The sequence below is a fragment of the Halomonas sp. YLB-10 genome, assembly GCF_003856855.1.
In the GTDB taxonomy this organism is placed as follows: Bacteria; Pseudomonadota; Gammaproteobacteria; order Pseudomonadales; family Halomonadaceae; genus Halomonas; species Halomonas litopenaei.
The window spans coordinates 64411-81284 of the sequence record NZ_RRCU01000001.1 but is presented as its reverse complement, the minus strand read 5'-3'; the positions used below and the strand labels follow the sequence as shown (position 1 = coordinate 81284).

The following is a 16874-nucleotide window of genomic DNA, read 5'->3' as shown; positions in this document are numbered from 1 at the left end:
GCAACCGACAGCAACCAATAGCAACAATGAAAAAGGAGCATCCGATGACACGCCTTACTCTCCTTCCGCTGACCCTGAGCGTAGGTCTCGCCGCTGCAGCCAGTGCTGCCCAGGCTGCCGACACCGTCCAGTGGGCCCATGTGTACGAACCCTCCGAGGCCTACCATCACTGGGCCGAGTGGGGCGCCGAGCAGATCGCCGAGCGCACCGACGGTCGCTACGAAGTGGAGGTCTTCCCCGCCTCGACCCTGGGCAAGGAGGTCGAGATCAACCAGGGGCTGGTGCTCGGCACCGTTGACATCATCTACACCGGCCAGAGCTTCGCCGCCCAGACCTACGGGCCGCTGGCGCTGTCCGACGCCCCCTTCGTGTTCCGTGACTACGAGCACTGGAAGGCCTACGCCGACAGCGAGCTGTTCGCGGAATTCGCCGACGGCTACCGTGATGCCTCCGGCGGCAACGTGATCCTGGGTGACTGCTACTACGGCCAGCGCCACGTGACCTCCAATACCCCCATCGTCGAGCCCGCCGACATGGAAGGCCTCAAGATTCGGGTGCCCAATGCGCCCATCTACAGCCTGTTCCCCCGTGCGGTCGGCGCCCAGCCGACACCGGTGGCCTTCTCAGAGGTCTATCTGGCCCTGCAGCAGGGGGTGGTGGACGCCCAGGAGAACCCCTTGCCGACCATCCGCGCCAAGAAGTTCTACGAGGTCCAGGACTACATCAACCTGACCGGCCACGTGACCGGCTCCAACCTGATCGTTGCCGGCGGTCCCTTCTTCAACGGCCTGTCCGAGGAGGATCAGCAGATCTTCCGCGAGGTGCTCGGCGAGGTGGCCAGGAAGGTCTCCGACGATGTGCGCGAGCAGGAGCTGGCATCCATCGACTGGTTCAAGGAGCAGGGCGTGGAGGTGCTGGAGGTCGAGCGTGAGGCCTTCCGCGAGAAGACGTTGCCGGTGCTCAACGGCGACGAGGCGACCTGGACCCAGGAACAATTCGATCGCTTGCAGGCGCTGTAACGCCTCGGGAATAACGCTATGAACCACACTGACAGCGAGGCTCTGGGCCCCGCACGGGCATCCCGGGAGGATGCCCGTGAGGGGCCGCAAGGCCCGGATATCGACTTTGACGACGACGGCCCGACCTTCGCCTGGCGCGACATCGGGCTTGAGGACGCGCTCACCCTGGTGGTCTTCTGGACCATGGCAGCGGTGGTGTTCGCCCAGTTCTTCAGCCGCTACGTGCTTGGCTCGCCGCTGGGCTGGACCGAGGAGGTCGCCCGCTATCTACTGATCTGCGTCGGCTTTCTGGCGGCGACCGTGGGGGTGCGCAAGCGCAGCCACATCCGCCTCGAACTGCTGTATCGCTACCTTCCCCTGCGTGCCTCGGCGGCGATGATCTGGCTGGTCGACCTGGGCCAGCTCGTCTATTTTGTGCTGCTGGGGTGGGTCACCTGGAAGATCCTGCCGCTGATGAGCGCCCAGAAGATGACCTCGATGGCGGTCGGCATGGACACACTCTACAGCGTGGTGCTGTTGAGCATCGCCATCATGGCGCTGCGTCAGGCCTGGCAGCTGGTGCGGGCGAGCGGTCCGAAACAGTGGCTGGCGGCGCAGCGAGCTGACACCACCGGCGAGGAGGCATCATGACGCTACTGGTCCTGTTCGGCGGCCTGCTGCTGATGCTGGTGATGGGCTTTCCGGTGATGGTGGCGCTTGGCGCCTCGTCGCTGGCGGCGATCCTGGTCGATGGCAGCGTCCCCGACTTTATCGTGCTGCACCGTATGGTCGGTGGCATGGACAGCTTCCCGCTGCTGTCGATTCCCTTCTTTGTCCTGGCCGGTGCGCTGATGAACTCGGCCGGTATCACCAGTCGCATCTTCGATTTCGCCAGGGCCCTGGTGGGCTGGATGCCCGGGGGGCTCGGCCACGTCAACGTCGGCGCCTCGGTCATCTTTGCCGGCATGTCCGGTGCCGCGGTGGCCGACGCCGGTGGGCTCGGCGCGATCGAGATCAAGGCGATGCGCCGGGCGGGCTATGACCCTGGCTTTTCGGTGGGCATCACCGCTGCCTCGTCCACCATCGGGCCGATCATTCCGCCTAGCCTGCCGCTGGTGATCTACGGCGTGATGGCCTCGGCCTCGATCGGTCAGCTGTTCGCCGCCGGCCTGGTGCCGGGACTGTTGATGGCGCTTTCGCTGATGCTGATGGTGGCCTGGTACGCGGTGCGTTATCAGTATCCGCGTGACGTCGGCTTCGCCCTGGGCTGGATCGCCTTGACCTTCCGTCGTGCCTTTCTGTCGCTGCTGACCCCGGTGATCATCGTCGGCGGCATCGTGCTTGGCATCTTCACCGCGACCGAGGCCGCCATCGCCGCGGTGATCTACGCCATGCTGCTGGGGGCGGTGGTCTATCGCACCCTGACCTTCAAGAGACTGCTGGCGGTCACCATGGAGACCATCGAGACCACCGGGATCATCATGATGATCATCGCCGCCTCGTCGATCTTCTCCTGGCTGCTGACCAGTCACCATGTGGCCGAGAACTTCGCCAACTGGATGCTGGCGGTCACCTCCAACCCCACCATCATCCTGCTGTTGATGACGCTGATCCTGTTCGTGGTGGGCTGCTTCATGGAAACCATCGCGGCGATCACCATCCTGGTGCCGATCCTGCTGCCGATCGCGGTTAACCTCGGCGTCGACCCGGTGCAGTTCGGTATCGTCATGGTGCTGAACCTGATGATTGGCCTGCTGACGCCACCGGTGGGACTGGTGCTCTACGTGCTCTCGCAGGTGTCCAAGGTGCCCTTCGAGCGCTGCGCCTCGGCGACCCTGCCGTTCCTGATCCCGTTGTTGATCGTGTTGATGCTGGTCACCTTCGTGCCCTCCATCTCGCTGTGGCTGCCGACCTTGATCTATCGCTAGGCGCTGTCCGAAAAGTCGACGAGCGAAGGTTAGACAAGGCAAAAATCGGTGAGAAAGCGCAGTTTACGGGGTGTAAATGAGCATTTTGACCGGGCTGGCGCACCAGCCGATTATTAACGCCGTATTACAGAGCGCAGGCACTTTTCAGACAAGCCCTAGCATCGAGCAGGCAAGGGGACACGTTGCGCCCCTGACCACCAACGCCCCCGACGTCTTCGTCGGGGGCGTTTGCTTGAGGGGGGACGATGGTGCGTCCTCCTGCCTATCGCCCCATCCAGCCGCCGTCCACGGTCATCACGCTGCCGTGCATATAGTCCGAGGCGCTGGAGGCCAGAAACACCACCGGTCCCTTGAAGTCAGCGGCGTCCCCCCAGCGACCGGCGGGGATGCGCGCGAGGATATCGCGGGAACGCTCGGGATCGTCGCGCAGAGCCTGGGTGTTGTCGGTGGCGATGTAACCAGGAGCGATGGCGTTGACGTTGACCCCTTGGGCGGCCCATTCGTTGGCGAAGGCCTTGGTCAACTGGGCGATGCCGCCCTTGCTGGCGGCGTAGCCGGGCACGGTGATGCCGCCCTGAAACGACAGCAGCGAGGCGGTGAAGATCACCTTGCCGCTGCCTCGCGCGACCATTTGCCTGCCGATCTCCCGGGTCAGCACGAAGGGGGCGCTCAGATTGACGTCGATGACCCTGTCCCACAGCGCATCGGTGTGTTCGGTGGCGGGGGCGCGTTCGATGGTGCCGGCGTTGTTGACCAGGATATCGATACGCCGGTCGGCAAGCTGCTCAACCATCGCCATCAGCGCGCTGCGGTCCGAAAGGTCGCAGGCGATCCCTGTGCAGTCTCGCCCCAGGGCGCGCACTCGCTCGCCCAGGTCGCCGCCGTCGGCGGTCATGCTGGTGCTGACGGCGATGATGTCGGCACCGGCTTCGGCCAGGCCCAGCGCCATGGCCGCGCCGATGCCGCGTCTCGCGCCTGTCACCAGGGCGGTCTTGCCGTCGAGTGCAAAGGTCGTCAGTACAGCCATCGAAAATCTCCTGAGTGATCGGACAGGCATGTATAGCAACGGGGGGTATCAGCCTAGTGGGCATCCCGGGCGCGGGAAAGGCCGGGGAGGGGCATCGTGCGGATGGCAGTGCTCCGTCTCGACCACATCTTGTATCTTTTAAAGACAAATTCTTTCTTATTAGACCTATGTCTAAGGGGCAGGCATGTTGATCGATCCTGAGTGAAGGTGGTTTTTCAAATAATTGAAAGTAAAGGATTAAGTGTTATGTTCCGGGTTCTCGAAGTGGTCTCGAGTGCCGTGTTCAGGTCAAGATGAAAGCCAAGTTGTAAAAAGTTGTTTGAAAAGCTTTCCGGCGCTTCCTATAGTGACTCCGTCAACGAACAACCCAGTTTGCCAGCGATAGGCGGAGCCCATGAGCATCATCAACGATTACCCCCACGCAGAGCTGTCCAACCTGACCCGCGAGCGACTGATGCGGGCTTCGACGGCGTCGCTGCACACCCTGCTGCACAAGCGGGGTCTGAAGAACACCTATATCCAGAACGTCGGTCGCATGAACAAGAGCCAGGTCAAGATGGTGGGGCAGGCCTATACCCTGCGCTATATCCCGGCCCGCGAAGACCTGGACGTGGTGGCCGCCTTCCGTGATCCGGAGCACCCCCAGCGTCTGGCGGTGGAAAGTGTGCCGCCTGGCCGCGTACTGGTGTCCGACTGCCGTCAGGACGCCAGCGCCGCGAGTGCCGGCAGCATTCTGCTGACCCGCCTGCAGGTGCGCGAGTGTGCGGGCTTCGTGTCGGACGCCGGTGTGCGTGACTCGGAGTACGCCGAGAGCATGTCGATGCCGGTGTTCTGCACCAAGCCCAGCGCCCCGACCAACCTGACCAAGCACCACGCGGTGGATATCCAGCAGCCCATCGGCTGTGGCGGCGTGCCGGTCTATCCCGGCGACGTGCTGGTCGGTGACGGCGACGGCGTCATGGTGGTGCCGCTCGAGCTGGCCGACGAGATCGCCGAAGAAGCCAGTGGCATGGAGGCCTTCGAAGCCTACGTGCTGGACAAGGTCAACAACGGCGCGGCGGTCATCGGTCTTTATCCGCCGAACGAACAGGCCCAGGAGGAATACCAGGCCTACCTGCGCGAGCAGAAGTCTCGCGGCTGAAGCAGGAGTCGCGCGGCCAGACAAGCGCCGCCTCATCTATCCCCACACAATCACAAAATAATTCCAGGAGTCGCCATGTTTGCTCTCACTCCCCTCAACGCCACCCTCAGCACGACCCTGCGCAAGCGCCTGATCAAGGGGGCGACCGGCGCTACCCTGGCCGGTGTGGCGCTGGCCGCGGTCGTCGCCGTGCCCACGGCCCAGGCCGACTTCCCCCAGCGTGACATCCGCATGATCGTGCCCTGGCCCGCCGGCGGCGGCGCGGATGCGATCTCGCGCAAGATCAGCAATCTGGCCGAGCAGTCGCTGCCGACCTCGATCTACGTCGAGAACATCGGCGGGGCGGTGACCGCCACCGGCCTGATGCAGTTGGCCAAGGCGCGTCCCGACGGCCACACCATCGGTGTGCTGACCTACGACAGCGTCGTCACCCTGCCGCGGGGCAACATGGTGCCCGGCTACTCGCTGGACAAGCTCGAGCCGTTCGCCCGTGTGACCCAGGAAGCCGACGCCATCGTGGTATCCAAGCAGTCGGGCTTCACCTCCTACGAGGAGCTGATCGAGGCGGCCAGGGAAAATCCCGGCACGGTGCGCATCGGTGTGGCGCCCCAGGGCTCTGGTCCCTACCTGGCGGTACGTCGCCTGGAGGCGGCCACCGGGGTCACCTTCAACGTGATCTCCTATCCGGGGTCGTCCACCGCCGAGGCCGAGGCGCTGCTGTCCGGCGAGATCGACGCCGCCATCTCGAGCCTGGGGGACTTCTCCGGAATCCTGTCCTCGGGTGATGCGCTTGGCGTGGTCGAGCTGTCCGGTTCGCAGAACCCGGCCTATCCCGAGGTGCCGCCGATCTCCGAATTCGACGTGGATCTCGAGACCGGCAGCTTCATCGTGCTGGCGGCGCCGGCCAATACCCCGGAAGACGCCATCGAGACCCTGGAGTCGACCTACCACGAGGCTTATCAGAGCGATGAGTTCCAGCAGTGGGTCACCAGTATCGGTGTCACCCCGGGCTGGCTCGGCAGCGAGGAAGTCAACGAGTGGATCGGCAGCTACCAGGAGCGGACCTTCGCCGCCATGGATGAGCTGGACCTGTAAGTCCGGGGTGCAAGGTCCGGGGCGGAAAGTCCGGTGAAAAGTCCGGTGAAACATGTCTGAGCTTCACGCAGCGACCTTCCGCTTCCTGCCTCCATCTGGAGCGGGCGGGTAGAGCACCTGCCTCTGCCGGCCCGCTTCACTTCCCTTCCAACGAACACTGTGTTGTCGGTCTCCCGTCATTGGGGGCCGAGAGAGGTTTCGCATGTCTCGTTCATCTTCATCTCTGCTGGCGCGTGCGCTTGGCCTTGGCCCTGGCTCCAGTGCTGGCGCGATCCGTTTCCACGGCGTGCTGGCGCTGCTGGCCCTGGGCTACTTGATCGGTGGCCTGGCGATGGGGCCTCCGCTGGAGGCCGGCAAGCTGACGCCATCCTTCTTTCCGTTGCTGATCGGTGTGCTGGCCACCGTGCTGTGCGTGCTGCAGTGGTGGTCGTCGGTGCGCAGCGCCGGTGCCCTGGATCGGGACAACGCGGCCGATGAAGGCGATAGGCCGAGGGCCCGTCGTCTTTCGCCGGAGCTGACCCTGATGCTGGCGACTCTGGTCTATGTCCTGGTGTTTCAGTCACTCGGCTATGTGCTGTCCACCCTGGTCTATGTACTGGGCGTGATGCTGTTGTTCTCGGGGCTCGACAAGTGGTTGAGCAAGGCCCTGATCGCGCTGGCCATTACCGCGGTGGGCTTCGTGCTGTTCAACCAGGTCTTCAACGTCCGTCTACCGACACTCTGGGGGTGAGCCATGACGACTGATGCAACCCGCTCGGCGCTCGCTGCCGGGCGACACGCCGGGGGTGACCCATGGACTTCCTGACCCAGGTGCTGGCGAGCTTCGGTTTGCTGCTCAATCCCACGGTGCTGTTCTATGTGGTGGCTGGCTTTCTGATCGGCACCGTGTTCTCGGCGATTCCTGGCCTGACCGCGACCCTGGCGCTGGCGCTGCTGCTGCCGCTGACCTACAGCCTGGACGTGACCACGGCGCTGATGGCCTGTGCCAGCATCTATATGGCCGGCATGTGTGGTGGCAGCATCACCGCTACCACCATCAATATTCCCGGTGCTCCCTCGTCGATGATGACGGCGCTGGAGGGCTACCCGATGCAGCAGCGCGGCGAAGGGCCTCTGGCGCTGGGCCATGCCTCCTTCGCCTCGATGATCGGCGGCGTGTTCGGGGCGGTACTGCTGGTGCTGCTGGCGCCCTTGATCGCCGACCTGTCGCTGCTGGTGCAGACCACCGGCAAGTGCGCGCTGATCCTGTTTGCGCTGATCGTCATCGTCATCGCCCAGCGGGGCAATGTCCGCCGTGCGGCTATCGCCGCCTGTCTGGGGCTGATGCTTGCCACCGTGGGGCTCGACGCCATGGTGCCGGTGGCCCGGTTCAGCTTCGGCATGGGTGACCTGGCGGCGGGAATCGACCTGATGCCGGTGATCATCGGTACCTTCGCCATCAGTGAGCTGTTGACCCAGCTTGCCGAGAACGACAAGGCCCAGGCCATTCGCGATAAGCTCAAGGGAGTGGCGAAGATTCGTCGCCGCGACTTCATCCCGTCGCGTTCGGCGATCCGTCGTATCGGCGCGGCCTGCTATCTGAAGTCTTCCACCATCGGCTATCTGGTAGGCACGCTGCCCGGAGCCGGGGGCTCCATGAGTGGCTTTCTGGCCTACGTGGAAGCGGTGCGTACCTCGCGCGAGCCGGACAGCTTCGGCAAGGGCAATCCCCAGGGGATCGCGGCGGCGGAAAGCGCCAACAACGCGGTCTGCGGCGGCGCCCTGGTGCCCATGTTGACCTTCGGTATCCCGGGCGACCCGATCACCGCCATCGTGCTCGGTGTGCTGGTCATCAACGGCATCCAGCCGGGGCCGCAGCTGATGGAATCCCAGGCCGGGCTGATCGCGCCCATGCTGGCGGCACTGATCTTCAGCGCGCTGATCCTGATTCCGCTGACCATGTACCTGCTCGGGCCTTACTTTATCCGCATCGTGCGCATTCGCCGTGATGTGCTGTTTGGCTCGATCGCCATGCTGGCGGTGGTGGGCAGCTACGTGGCCACCTACTCGACCTTCCAGATGATGATGACGCTGGTCATGGGGGTACTGGCCTTCTACCTGAGAAAGCACGGCTATCCGGTGGTAACGCTGCTGCTCGGCTTTATCCTCGGCCCGGGCCTCGAGGAGTACCTGCGCCGTTCCCTGACCCTGTCCAACGGTAACCTGACGGTCTTCGTGACCCAGCCAGACAGCCTGTTCTTCATCGTGCTGACCGGGGTTTTCGTGTACTTCCTGGCGATCCGCAAGCCGGTGCAGTTGAAGGGTAGCCAGAACACGACCTGAGGCCCGTACAGATTCCAGAGCAGGAAACTTCAGCGCCTGTCCGACGGCACATCGCCCGGGTCAGGCGCTTTTTTTGGTTCATGACGCCGAGCGGAAGGGGCGGGCGAGTGGCCTGGTTGCCCACGATCCTCCATGAAGTCTTCGCTCGCTCCCTCCGCGTCAAACCAGTCGTCCCAGGTCTTGTCGGCAGGAGTGCGAGCGCCTCTTCGAGCTGTGGAGACGATACCGCCTCTATTTGCGTCTTCGGCAAAGGCGGCTGCCTCTGGTAGGCGTACCGCCTGGGAACGGTTGGATGGAAAGACGTAGCCTCTGCGCATCGTCGCGAGCCTCTTGTATGTAAAGGATGTGCCTAGCCTAGGCGAGCTTGCTCCTTGAAGGCATCTCCGGGGTGTCTCAGGGGCATCTTGGGGGCATTTCTGGGCAGACGCGACAAGTCGGGGCCCGCTGGAGAGTAGATCGACACCATCAAAAAAGGCCCTCGCCGGTGGCGAGGGCCTCGTTGATGGTGCGCCAGGGACGCCGGTGGGCTGGCGTCGCCTGTTGTAGAGAAGTAGAGAAGGAGAGAAGGAGAAAAAGAAAGAACGCTGGGCTAGCGCTTGCCGTTCACCTGGCGGGTCAGCCCCAGAGGGTTGTCGGCCTTGAGGCTGTCCGGGGCCAGGGCCTCGGGCATCGCCTGGTAGCACACCGGACGCAGGAAGCGCTGGATCGCGGCGCTGCCCACCGAGGTGGTGCGCGAGTCGGAGGTCGAGGGCCAGGGGCCGCCATGGACCATGGAGTGGCACACCTCGACGCCGGTGGGCCAGCCGTTGAACAGGATGCGACCGGCGCGACGCTCAAGCAGCGGCAGCAACTGGTCGGCCAGCGCGTAGTCGGCTTCCTCGAGGTGGACCGTGGCGGTCAGCTGGCCTTCCAGCGCGGTCAGCACCTGCTGCATCTGTGCTACCGAGTCGCACTCGACGATCAGCGCGCAGGCTCCAAAGACCTCGTCATGCAGAGCGGCGTTGCCGATGAAGTCACTGGCGCTGGTGCGCAGCAGGTGCGGCTGGCAGGGGCAGGCAAGATGGCCGGTGGCCTTGCCCTTGGCGACCAGGCTGACGCCCGGCTGGTCGACGAGTTGGGCGACTCCCTGCTCGTAGGCGGCGTGGATGCCGGGGGTAAGCATCAGCTGTGGGGCGGCTTCGCGTACCGCGGCACCGGCCTGCTCGACGAAGCGCTCAAGCGCGGCGCCGGACAGTGCCAGAATCAGCCCCGGGTTGGTGCAGAACTGACCGGCGCCCATGGTCAGCGACGCGACGAAGGCGTCGCCCAGGGCCTCGGCGTTGGCTTCCAGGTGCTGCGGCAGCAGCAGCACCGGATTGATGCTGCTCATCTCGGCGTAGACCGGGATCGGCTGGGGGCGTGCCTGGGCGGTGCGCAGCAGGGCGGTGCCGCCGTTGCGCGAGCCGGTGAAGCCCACCGCCTGGATGCGCGGGTCCTTGACCAGGGCCTGGCCGAGCTCGCTGCCGCTGCCGTAGAGCAGCGAGAACACGCCCTCGGGCATGTTGCTGCTCTTGGCGGCCTGCTGCAGGGCGCGCCCGACCAGCTCCGAGGTGCCGGGGTGGGCGGAGTGGGCCTTGACGATCACCGGGCAGCCCGCGGCCAGCGCGGCGGCGGTATCGCCGCCGGCCACCGAGAACGCCAGCGGGAAGTTGCTGGCGCCAAACACCGCCACCGGACCCAGCGGCACCTGCTGCTGGGCGAGGGAGGGGCGTGGCATGGGCGCGCGCTCGGGCAGGGCGTCCTCGATGCGCACGTCGAGATAGTCACCGCTGCGCAGGACCTCGGCGAACAGTCTGAGCTGTCCGCAGGTGCGGCCACGCTCGCCTTCAAGACGTGCCCTGGGCAGGCCGGTCTCGGCCATGGCGCGCTCGGTCAGGGTATCGCCGAGGGCATCGATATTGTCGGCTGCCGCCTCGAGAAAGGCCGCGCGGTCTGCAAGCGGCAGGCGGCGGTAGGCCAGGAAGGCGTCCTCGGCCAGCTGGCAGGCGCGCTCGACCTCGGCCTGGCCCGCCAGGGGGTAGGCCGGGGCAAGGGTCTCGCCGGAGGCGGGGTTGACCGCCGAGATGGTGCGTCCGTCGGTGGCACCGGCCACCGAGGCGAAGCCGATCAGATGATGACCTTCGAGTGTCATGGGGACTCCTGTTATTGCGCAGTGAAGATGATGAAAGGTGGCAAGGGGCGGCCGCTGCCAAACCGGGGTCGACGCGCACGAACGCCGAGTAGGGGAGTGGATAGCGAAGCGGCCGGAAGCATGTCCGGCCGCTCGGGGCTCAAGGGGTAGACGTCGATAGCGCCGTCACGCCGGTGGCCCGGGATGCTGCGATATGCCTCAGGGGCACATCTGGCCGCCGTTGACGTCGATCACCTGGCCGGTGATGTAGCCGCTGGCAGCGTGGGAGGCCAGGAACAGGAAGGACGGTGCAACCTCCTCGGAGGTGCCAAGGCGACCCATGGCGATGGTGGAGGCGATCTTCTCTTTCACCTCAGCGCTCTTGTCGGCGTGGAAGGCGGTGTCGATGGTGCCCGGTGCGACGATGTTGAAGCGCACGTTGTCCTTGGTGAATTCCTTCACCCAGTTGCGATGCAGGTTGTGCAGCATGGCCTTGGAGCCGCCGTACAGGGAGGCGCCGAGGCCACCGCCTTCGCGACCGGCGATGGAACCGGTGCTGATGACGCTGGCGGTCTCGCCGCGCTTCTCGGCGGAGGCCTTCAGGTGCGGCATGGCGAAGCGGGTGGTCATGATCACCGAGCGCAGGTTCAGGTCCATCACCAGGTTGAAGTCGTCGTCCTCGAGGGACTCGAGGCCCTTGCGCACGCCGAGGCCGCCGGCGTTGTTCACCAGCACGTCAAGGCTGCCGAACTGATCGACAAATTCGTTGACCAGGGTCTCGCACTCGCCGCTCTTGGTCAGGTCGCGCTCATAGTAGGCGAAGCGCGCACCCTCGGACTCCAGCTGGGCGATCAGCTCCTCGGCGGCGCTGTCCTTCTGGCTGCTGTTGATGCCGACGATGGCACCCTGGCGGGCGAAGGCCACCGCGGCGGCACGACCGATGCCCTTGGTGGAGCCGGTGATAAGGACGGTCTTGTCGTTGAGATCGGCGAACATGAAGTGCTCCTGAACGAATCGGGCCTGCAACAGGCCGCATCATGGATGTTGATAGGAGAAAGGAGGGCGCAGCGCGACCAGCCTGGGATTGTGGGATAAACCTTAGCCTAGCGCTTGATGGACTTCAAACAAATACTAACAAGTGGTCATGGTACTTTGGTCTTGTGGGCAGGGAGCTGCTGTCAAAGAGAACTTTGGAAAGCTCGGTGCTTACGATTGAGGGTTTTGTTAAATCTTTGTAAATAAAAGGTTTTAGCGGGGTGTCGGCGATCGATTTTTCCTCTCGACAGGTGGCGGTGACGGCTCGTCTACGGGGCCCGTTAGCATAAAGTATAAGTTGTAATAACTTGTCTAGTTGGCGCCGTGGCGGCACTCTTGCAAGCGTTCTTTCCGGTGGCGGGTCGCCACGACCTTGACCGGATCCCCAGACGCTCGACGACAAGAGAGATAACTCATGCGAACGCTCCCACGCCTGCTTTGCGCCTCCCTGCTGGTGGCCACCTCCACGGTTGCCGTCGGTGACGACTATCCCTCCAAGCCGATCACCCTGATCGTGCCCTGGTCCGCCGGTGGCGGCACCGACGCCGTCGGTCGTCAGTTTGCCGCCGGTCTGCAGGAAGAGCTGGGGCAGCCGGTCAACGTGGTCAACCGTACCGGTGGCTCCGGTGTGGTCGGCCACATGGCGATGAAGATGGCGCGTCCCGATGGCTATACCCTGGGCCTGGGCACCGCCGAGATCGCGACCTATCGCCATATCGGCACCGCCGACCTGTCCTATGAGGACTTTACCCCGATCGCGCTGCTCAACCTCGATTATGCGGCCTTCACTGTCAACGCAGAGTCGCCCTGGCAGAACCTGGATGACGCCCTGTCCGACCTGGCCGCGTCACCCAACGAGTACACCGTATCGGGTTCTGCGCCAGGTGCTGCCTACCACCTGTCGTTCGCCGGCTTCCTCGACCAGCAGGGCATCGATCCGAATACCGTCAATCTGGTACCCAGCGAAGGCGCCGCGCCGGGCCTGCAGGAGCTGGCGGCGGGCGGTGTCGACATCGTCTTCTCGTCGCTGCCGGAAACCGAGTCCATGCGTGAATCCGATCGCGTCCGCACTCTGGCGGTGCTGTCCAGTGAACGCGAAGAAGCCTTCCCGGATATCCCGGCGGCCGGCGAGGTGACCGGTGATGACTGGTCCCACGGGTCCTGGCGTGGGCTGGTCGGCCCCGAGGGCCTGCCTGAAGACGTCTCCGAGCGCCTGTTGAGCGCCGCCGAGACGGTGTGGAACTCCAAGGACTTCCAGTCGTTCATGGAAGGCCGCGGCTTCGGCGCCGTGTGGGAAGGACCGGAAGGCTTCGAGGCATTCATGGCCGAACAGGATGCCAACAACGCCTCCATCATCGACAAGCTTGGCCTGGCCCAGTAACCGAGAGTCCAGTAACTGAAGGCCCAGTAACCGAGGGCCCAGTAAACGAGAGCCCAGTGACAGACCGCTCGGTGACAGAAAGCTCACCGAGCGGTCGACTGGCACAGTCTGCAATACACCCGATTGAGCGCCGCGTCCGCGGCGCATAGACAAAGGTGCGGTAACGCCCGGGAGATCGTCATCATGCGTACCAGTGACGCGGTATCGGGAACCATGGCGGCGGCCCTCGGGGCCGCCCTCATCGTCGCTTCCGCGGACTTGAGTCCGCTGCCGCGCCAGGTCTATGGCGCCGGCACCTTCCCCAAGGTGGTGGGGGCCCTGCTGCTGTTGATGGGAGGGCTATTGGTGCTCAAGGGCCTGCGCCAACGCCAGCCCTGGGCGCGCTGGACCTCCAAGGTAACCGGCCGAGCGTTTGTGCTGGCGCTGGCGGCGGTGGTCGCCAGTGTCATCGCCTACGTGGTGCTCACGCCGCTGCTGGGTTTTCCGATCGTTGCGGTGGCGCTTCTGACGCTGTTGTTTCGCGCCTATCACCGTCGTGGTTGGGGGCGTGCGCTGTTGATCGCGGTGATTGCCACGACCGTGATCTGGATGCTGTTCGCACAGCTTCTGCACGTGCCGCTGGAGGCAGGACTGCTTGAACGGGTGCTCTACTGATGAATGAATTGATGCAAGCCGCTGCCATGGTGCTCGACGGCGAGGTGCTTTTGGTGATTGTCGCCGCCTCGCTGTTCGGGCTCTTCATGGGGGCCATCCCTGGTCTCACCGCCACCATGGCAACCGCCTTGCTGGTGCCGGTGACCTTTTTCATGGAGCCGCTGCCGGCCATCGCCGCCATCGTCTCCGCCACCGCCATGGCGATCGTCGCCGGTGACATTCCCGGTGCCTTGCTGCGCATGCCGGGGACGCCAGCGTCGGCGGTCTACGCCGACGAAGCCTACCTGATGGGCAAGAAGGGCAAGCTCGGCCTGGCGCTTGGTATCAACGTCACCTGCTCGATGCTCGGTGGCATCATCGGGGTCGCGGTGCTGGCGCTGTTTGCCCCGCGGATCGCCGAATTTGCGCTGCAGTTCACCAGCGACGAGTACTTCTGGCTGGCGCTGCTGGGGCTGTCCTGCGCGATCCTGGTCGCCGGCGGTGATCCGCTCAAGGGCGCCATCTCGATGCTGATCGGCCTGTCGCTGGCGATGATCGGCATGGACAGTGTGTCCGGCCAGATGCGCTTCACCATGGGCAGCTATGACCTGCTCGCGGGGATCTCGTTGCTGCCGGTGCTGATCGGCCTGTTCGCCATCACCGAACTGCTGCGCAGCCTGCCCAACGCCGGGCAGCGCGCCTCCAGGGTGGAAACGCCCAAGGGCAAGCTGCTCGACGGCGTGGCCCGTACCACCTGGCGCTACAAGGGCGGCGTCGCCCGTGGCGGGCTGCTCGGCACCATGATCGGTGCACTGCCGGGTGCCGGCGCCGACATCGCCTCCTGGATCAGCTACGCCATCAGTCGCAAGCTGTCGCGGGAGCCGCAGAAGTACGGCACCGGCCATCCGGAAGGGCTGGTCTCGGCCAGCGCCGCCAACAACGCGGCCCTGTCCGGCGCCTATATCCCGGCCCTGGTGTTCGGCATTCCGGGGGATACCGTCACCGCCATCATCATCGGCGTGCTGACCACCAAGGGCATCACCCCGGGCCCCGACGTCTTCACCGAGCAGGGGGCTCTGGTCAACGCCATCTTCATGGTGTTCGTGCTGGCCAACCTGTTGCTGCTGCCGCTGGGGCTGATGGCGATCAAGGGCGCCGGCAGGCTGCTGGCCGTGCCCACTGGCGTTCTCTACCCATTGATCCTGATGTTTTGTATCGTGGGGGCCTTCTCCGCCAACAACAGCATGTTCGATGTCTGGGTGATGCTCGGCCTGGGGCTGGTCGGCGTATTCCTGATGGAGAACGATTTCCCGCTGGGCCCGCTGATTCTGGCCTTTATTCTCGGCCCGATCATCGAGAGCAACTTCATGCGCTCGATCCTCAAGTCAGACGGTGACCTGATGGCCTTCGTCGACCGGCCCATCGCCATGGTGCTGGCGGGGCTGGCGATCCTGACCTGGACCCTGATCATCGCCAACGGCGTGTGGAAGGGCCGCAAGGCCGGCAAGGGCGGCGGAGTCTCCACCGAGGCGTCCTGAACAGCGAGTAGTGGTGATCCGCCCGGACAGGGCAGGAAGAGGTGAGAGGCGCCCTGTGTGGCCTAAAGGCCCAATGCGGGGCGCCTTTTGCAGTGGTAAAAGGGAGGTGGCGCCTGATGGTGAAAGCCAGGCGGCTTCCAGGGAACAGAGAACCGGAGCAAGGCAAGATGGCACAAGACGAAAAATTTTCACTGGCTTCGGCGGTCTACGAGAAGATTCTGGAAGCGATCATCGAGGGCCAGTATCCGGTCAACAAGAAGCTGCCGACCGAAGCGCAACTGTGCCAGCGCTACGAAGTGTCCCGGCCGGTGCTGCGTGATGCCCTGGCCCGGCTCAAGGAAGACGAACTGGTGGTGTCCCGGCGGGGCTCCGGCAGTTTCGTGATCCGTCAGCCCGACAGTGCGGTGCTCAAGTTCGCCCCGATCTCGAGCATCGCCGATATCCAGCGCTGCTTCGAGTTTCGTACCAATGTCGAGGCGCGGGCGGCGCACCTGGCGGCGTTGCGACGCACCCAGGACCAGCTCGACCAGATCCGTCGCTGCTACGACATCATCGATGAGGCCAACGCCCGCCACGATCTGGCTACCGACGAGGACTATCGCTTCCACCTGGCGATCACCGAGGCGGCCAGCAACCACTACTACATCACCGTGCTGAAGTCGCTCAACGAGAGCATCAAGGAAGGCATGAACCTGACCCGGGGGCTGTCTTTGATGGCCTCTCAGGAGCGCTTGAAGCTGGTCCAGGATGAGCACCTGGCGATCGTCGAGGCGATCAGCGACAAGGATGGTGAGCGCGCCGAAGCCGCCATGCGCGCCCATATCGACAACGCCCGGCATCGCATGTTCGAGGGGAGCCACTGAGGGGGCGAGCTTCCCCCACGCCGTCTCTTGTTGTTGCGACCGAGAAGGGCAAGTACTGCACCTGGATGCGGGTGTCACAGATCGGGAATCAATCTTTTGCCAAGGTTGGATACTTCGTCTGTCTCGTAGCCGAGACGGCCATAGAACTCAAGCACGCTTTCATTTGACGTACGAACGACGATGTTGATCTTCGGGCAGCCCATGGCCTTGAGAGCATCTTCGACCCTTTGCATCATCAGTTTTCCATAGCCGAGCCCCTGGATAGTCGGCGAGACAGCCAGGTAGTAGACGGAGCCTCGATGCCCGTCGTACCCGGCCATGGCAGAAGTCATCACCTCTTTTTCGACAATGCCCACGAAAAATAACTCAGGTTGGACGCTGAGCTTTCTGGAAATATCCGTGTCAGGATCGTTCCAGGGGCGGGTCAGTCCGCACTTTTGCCATAGCGCAATAGTAGCGCTCCTGTCAGCTTCTCGAAATGCTCTTATCTCCACGGTTTCGCCTATATGACAGTGTCTTGCCGAAGGTTTTTCGGCCAGAAGTCGTGTGCGGCAGTAGCGTCGAGCCGAACGACATGTGGTCAAGCTAGCCGGGGCGCGGCGGTCATGTCCAGATGGCACGCCCGAGTCCAATCGTATCCACCAGGCGGCTGACAGTCAGTCGTTTTCCCAAGGCTCGTTGCCGCCAGAGGGGATCTTGCCGACGCTGGTGAATCTCGAGGTGGCTCAGGCCAAGTTCGTGGCACTCGCTGTGATCGGTCACCC

At 64.2% G+C, this 16874-nt stretch carries 15 protein-coding genes; 11 read left to right on the top strand and 4 right to left on the bottom strand.

What is annotated here, in order from left to right; translation table 11 throughout:
• Nucleotides 1-44 precede the first annotated feature (44 nt).
• From EBB56_RS00230 to EBB56_RS00220, 3 genes are read left to right on the top strand one after another with little or no spacing between them, the layout of a single operon-like run.
• A complete protein-coding gene (locus EBB56_RS00230) occupies nt 45-1019 on the top strand; it encodes a sialic acid TRAP transporter substrate-binding protein SiaP (RefSeq protein ID WP_231498535.1) in 975 nt (324 codons plus the stop codon).
• Between the two features lie 18 nt (nt 1020-1037).
• Complete coding sequence (locus EBB56_RS00225; RefSeq protein WP_124802268.1) at nt 1038-1649, top strand: TRAP transporter small permease; 612 nt, start codon at nt 1038-1040, stop codon at nt 1647-1649.
• Nucleotides 1646-2926: a TRAP transporter large permease gene (locus tag EBB56_RS00220; protein WP_108131714.1), complete on the top strand. Its 1281-nt coding sequence runs from the start codon at nt 1646-1648 to the stop codon at nt 2924-2926. The genes EBB56_RS00225 and EBB56_RS00220 overlap by 4 nt, the downstream gene beginning before the upstream one ends.
• A 262-nt stretch (nt 2927-3188) precedes the next feature.
• On the opposite strand, the gene EBB56_RS00215 is transcribed toward EBB56_RS00220, so the two are convergent.
• Nucleotides 3189-3953: an SDR family NAD(P)-dependent oxidoreductase gene (locus EBB56_RS00215; RefSeq protein WP_124802266.1), complete on the bottom strand. Its 765-nt coding sequence runs from the start codon at nt 3951-3953 to the stop codon at nt 3189-3191.
• A 394-nt stretch (nt 3954-4347) separates the two neighbouring features.
• Here EBB56_RS00215 and EBB56_RS00210 point away from each other — a divergent pair, with 394 nt between their 5' ends.
• The 4 genes from EBB56_RS00210 (at nt 4348) to EBB56_RS00195 (ending at nt 8511) form a co-directional block, all read left to right on the top strand.
• Complete coding sequence (locus EBB56_RS00210; RefSeq protein WP_045994114.1) at nt 4348-5094, top strand: ribonuclease activity regulator RraA; 747 nt, start codon at nt 4348-4350, stop codon at nt 5092-5094.
• 75 nt (nt 5095-5169) lie between these two features.
• A complete protein-coding gene (locus EBB56_RS00205) occupies nt 5170-6189 on the top strand; it encodes a tripartite tricarboxylate transporter substrate binding protein (protein ID WP_083970552.1) in 1020 nt (339 codons plus the stop codon).
• Nucleotides 6190-6391: 202 nt separating this feature from the next.
• Complete coding sequence (locus tag EBB56_RS00200; protein WP_045994115.1) at nt 6392-6919, top strand: tripartite tricarboxylate transporter TctB family protein; 528 nt, start codon at nt 6392-6394, stop codon at nt 6917-6919.
• Between the two features lie 62 nt (nt 6920-6981).
• Nucleotides 6982-8511 (top strand): tripartite tricarboxylate transporter permease, encoded by a 1530-nt coding sequence (locus EBB56_RS00195; RefSeq protein WP_124802264.1) that lies wholly within the window; start codon nt 6982-6984, stop codon nt 8509-8511.
• A gap of 589 nt (nt 8512-9100) precedes the next feature.
• Here the strand turns inward: EBB56_RS00195 and EBB56_RS00185 are convergent.
• Together EBB56_RS00185 and EBB56_RS00180 are read right to left on the bottom strand one after the other, a co-directional pair.
• The gene (locus tag EBB56_RS00185; RefSeq protein WP_045994117.1) at nt 9101-10681 is read right to left on the bottom strand and encodes an aldehyde dehydrogenase (NADP(+)); all 1581 of its coding nucleotides are present in this window, start codon (nt 10679-10681) and stop codon (nt 9101-9103) included.
• Between the two features lie 198 nt (nt 10682-10879).
• Nucleotides 10880-11656: an SDR family NAD(P)-dependent oxidoreductase gene (locus EBB56_RS00180; RefSeq protein ID WP_045994118.1), complete on the bottom strand. Its 777-nt coding sequence runs from the start codon at nt 11654-11656 to the stop codon at nt 10880-10882.
• A 454-nt stretch (nt 11657-12110) separates the two neighbouring features.
• Here EBB56_RS00180 and EBB56_RS00175 point away from each other — a divergent pair, with 454 nt between their 5' ends.
• From EBB56_RS00175 to EBB56_RS00160, 4 genes are all read left to right on the top strand, one after another.
• Entirely contained in the window at nt 12111-13076 is a 966-nt protein-coding gene (locus tag EBB56_RS00175; protein ID WP_045994119.1) for a tripartite tricarboxylate transporter substrate binding protein, read from the top strand.
• 183 nt (nt 13077-13259) lie between these two features.
• Nucleotides 13260-13730 (top strand): tripartite tricarboxylate transporter TctB family protein, encoded by a 471-nt coding sequence (locus EBB56_RS00170; protein WP_052704466.1) that lies wholly within the window; start codon nt 13260-13262, stop codon nt 13728-13730.
• Nucleotides 13730-15247, top strand: a complete 1518-nt coding sequence (locus tag EBB56_RS00165; RefSeq protein WP_045994120.1) for a tripartite tricarboxylate transporter permease — start codon at nt 13730-13732, stop codon at nt 15245-15247. Before EBB56_RS00170 ends, EBB56_RS00165 begins: the two co-directional genes overlap by 1 nt.
• Nucleotides 15248-15414: 167 nt before the next feature.
• Complete coding sequence (locus EBB56_RS00160; RefSeq protein ID WP_045994121.1) at nt 15415-16110, top strand: FadR/GntR family transcriptional regulator; 696 nt, start codon at nt 15415-15417, stop codon at nt 16108-16110.
• A gap of 74 nt (nt 16111-16184) precedes the next feature.
• Here the strand turns inward: EBB56_RS00160 and EBB56_RS00155 are convergent, their stop codons facing one another.
• Complete coding sequence (locus tag EBB56_RS00155; RefSeq protein ID WP_045994122.1) at nt 16185-16604, bottom strand: GNAT family acetyltransferase; 420 nt, start codon at nt 16602-16604, stop codon at nt 16185-16187.
• Between the last annotated feature and the right edge of the window lie 270 nt (nt 16605-16874).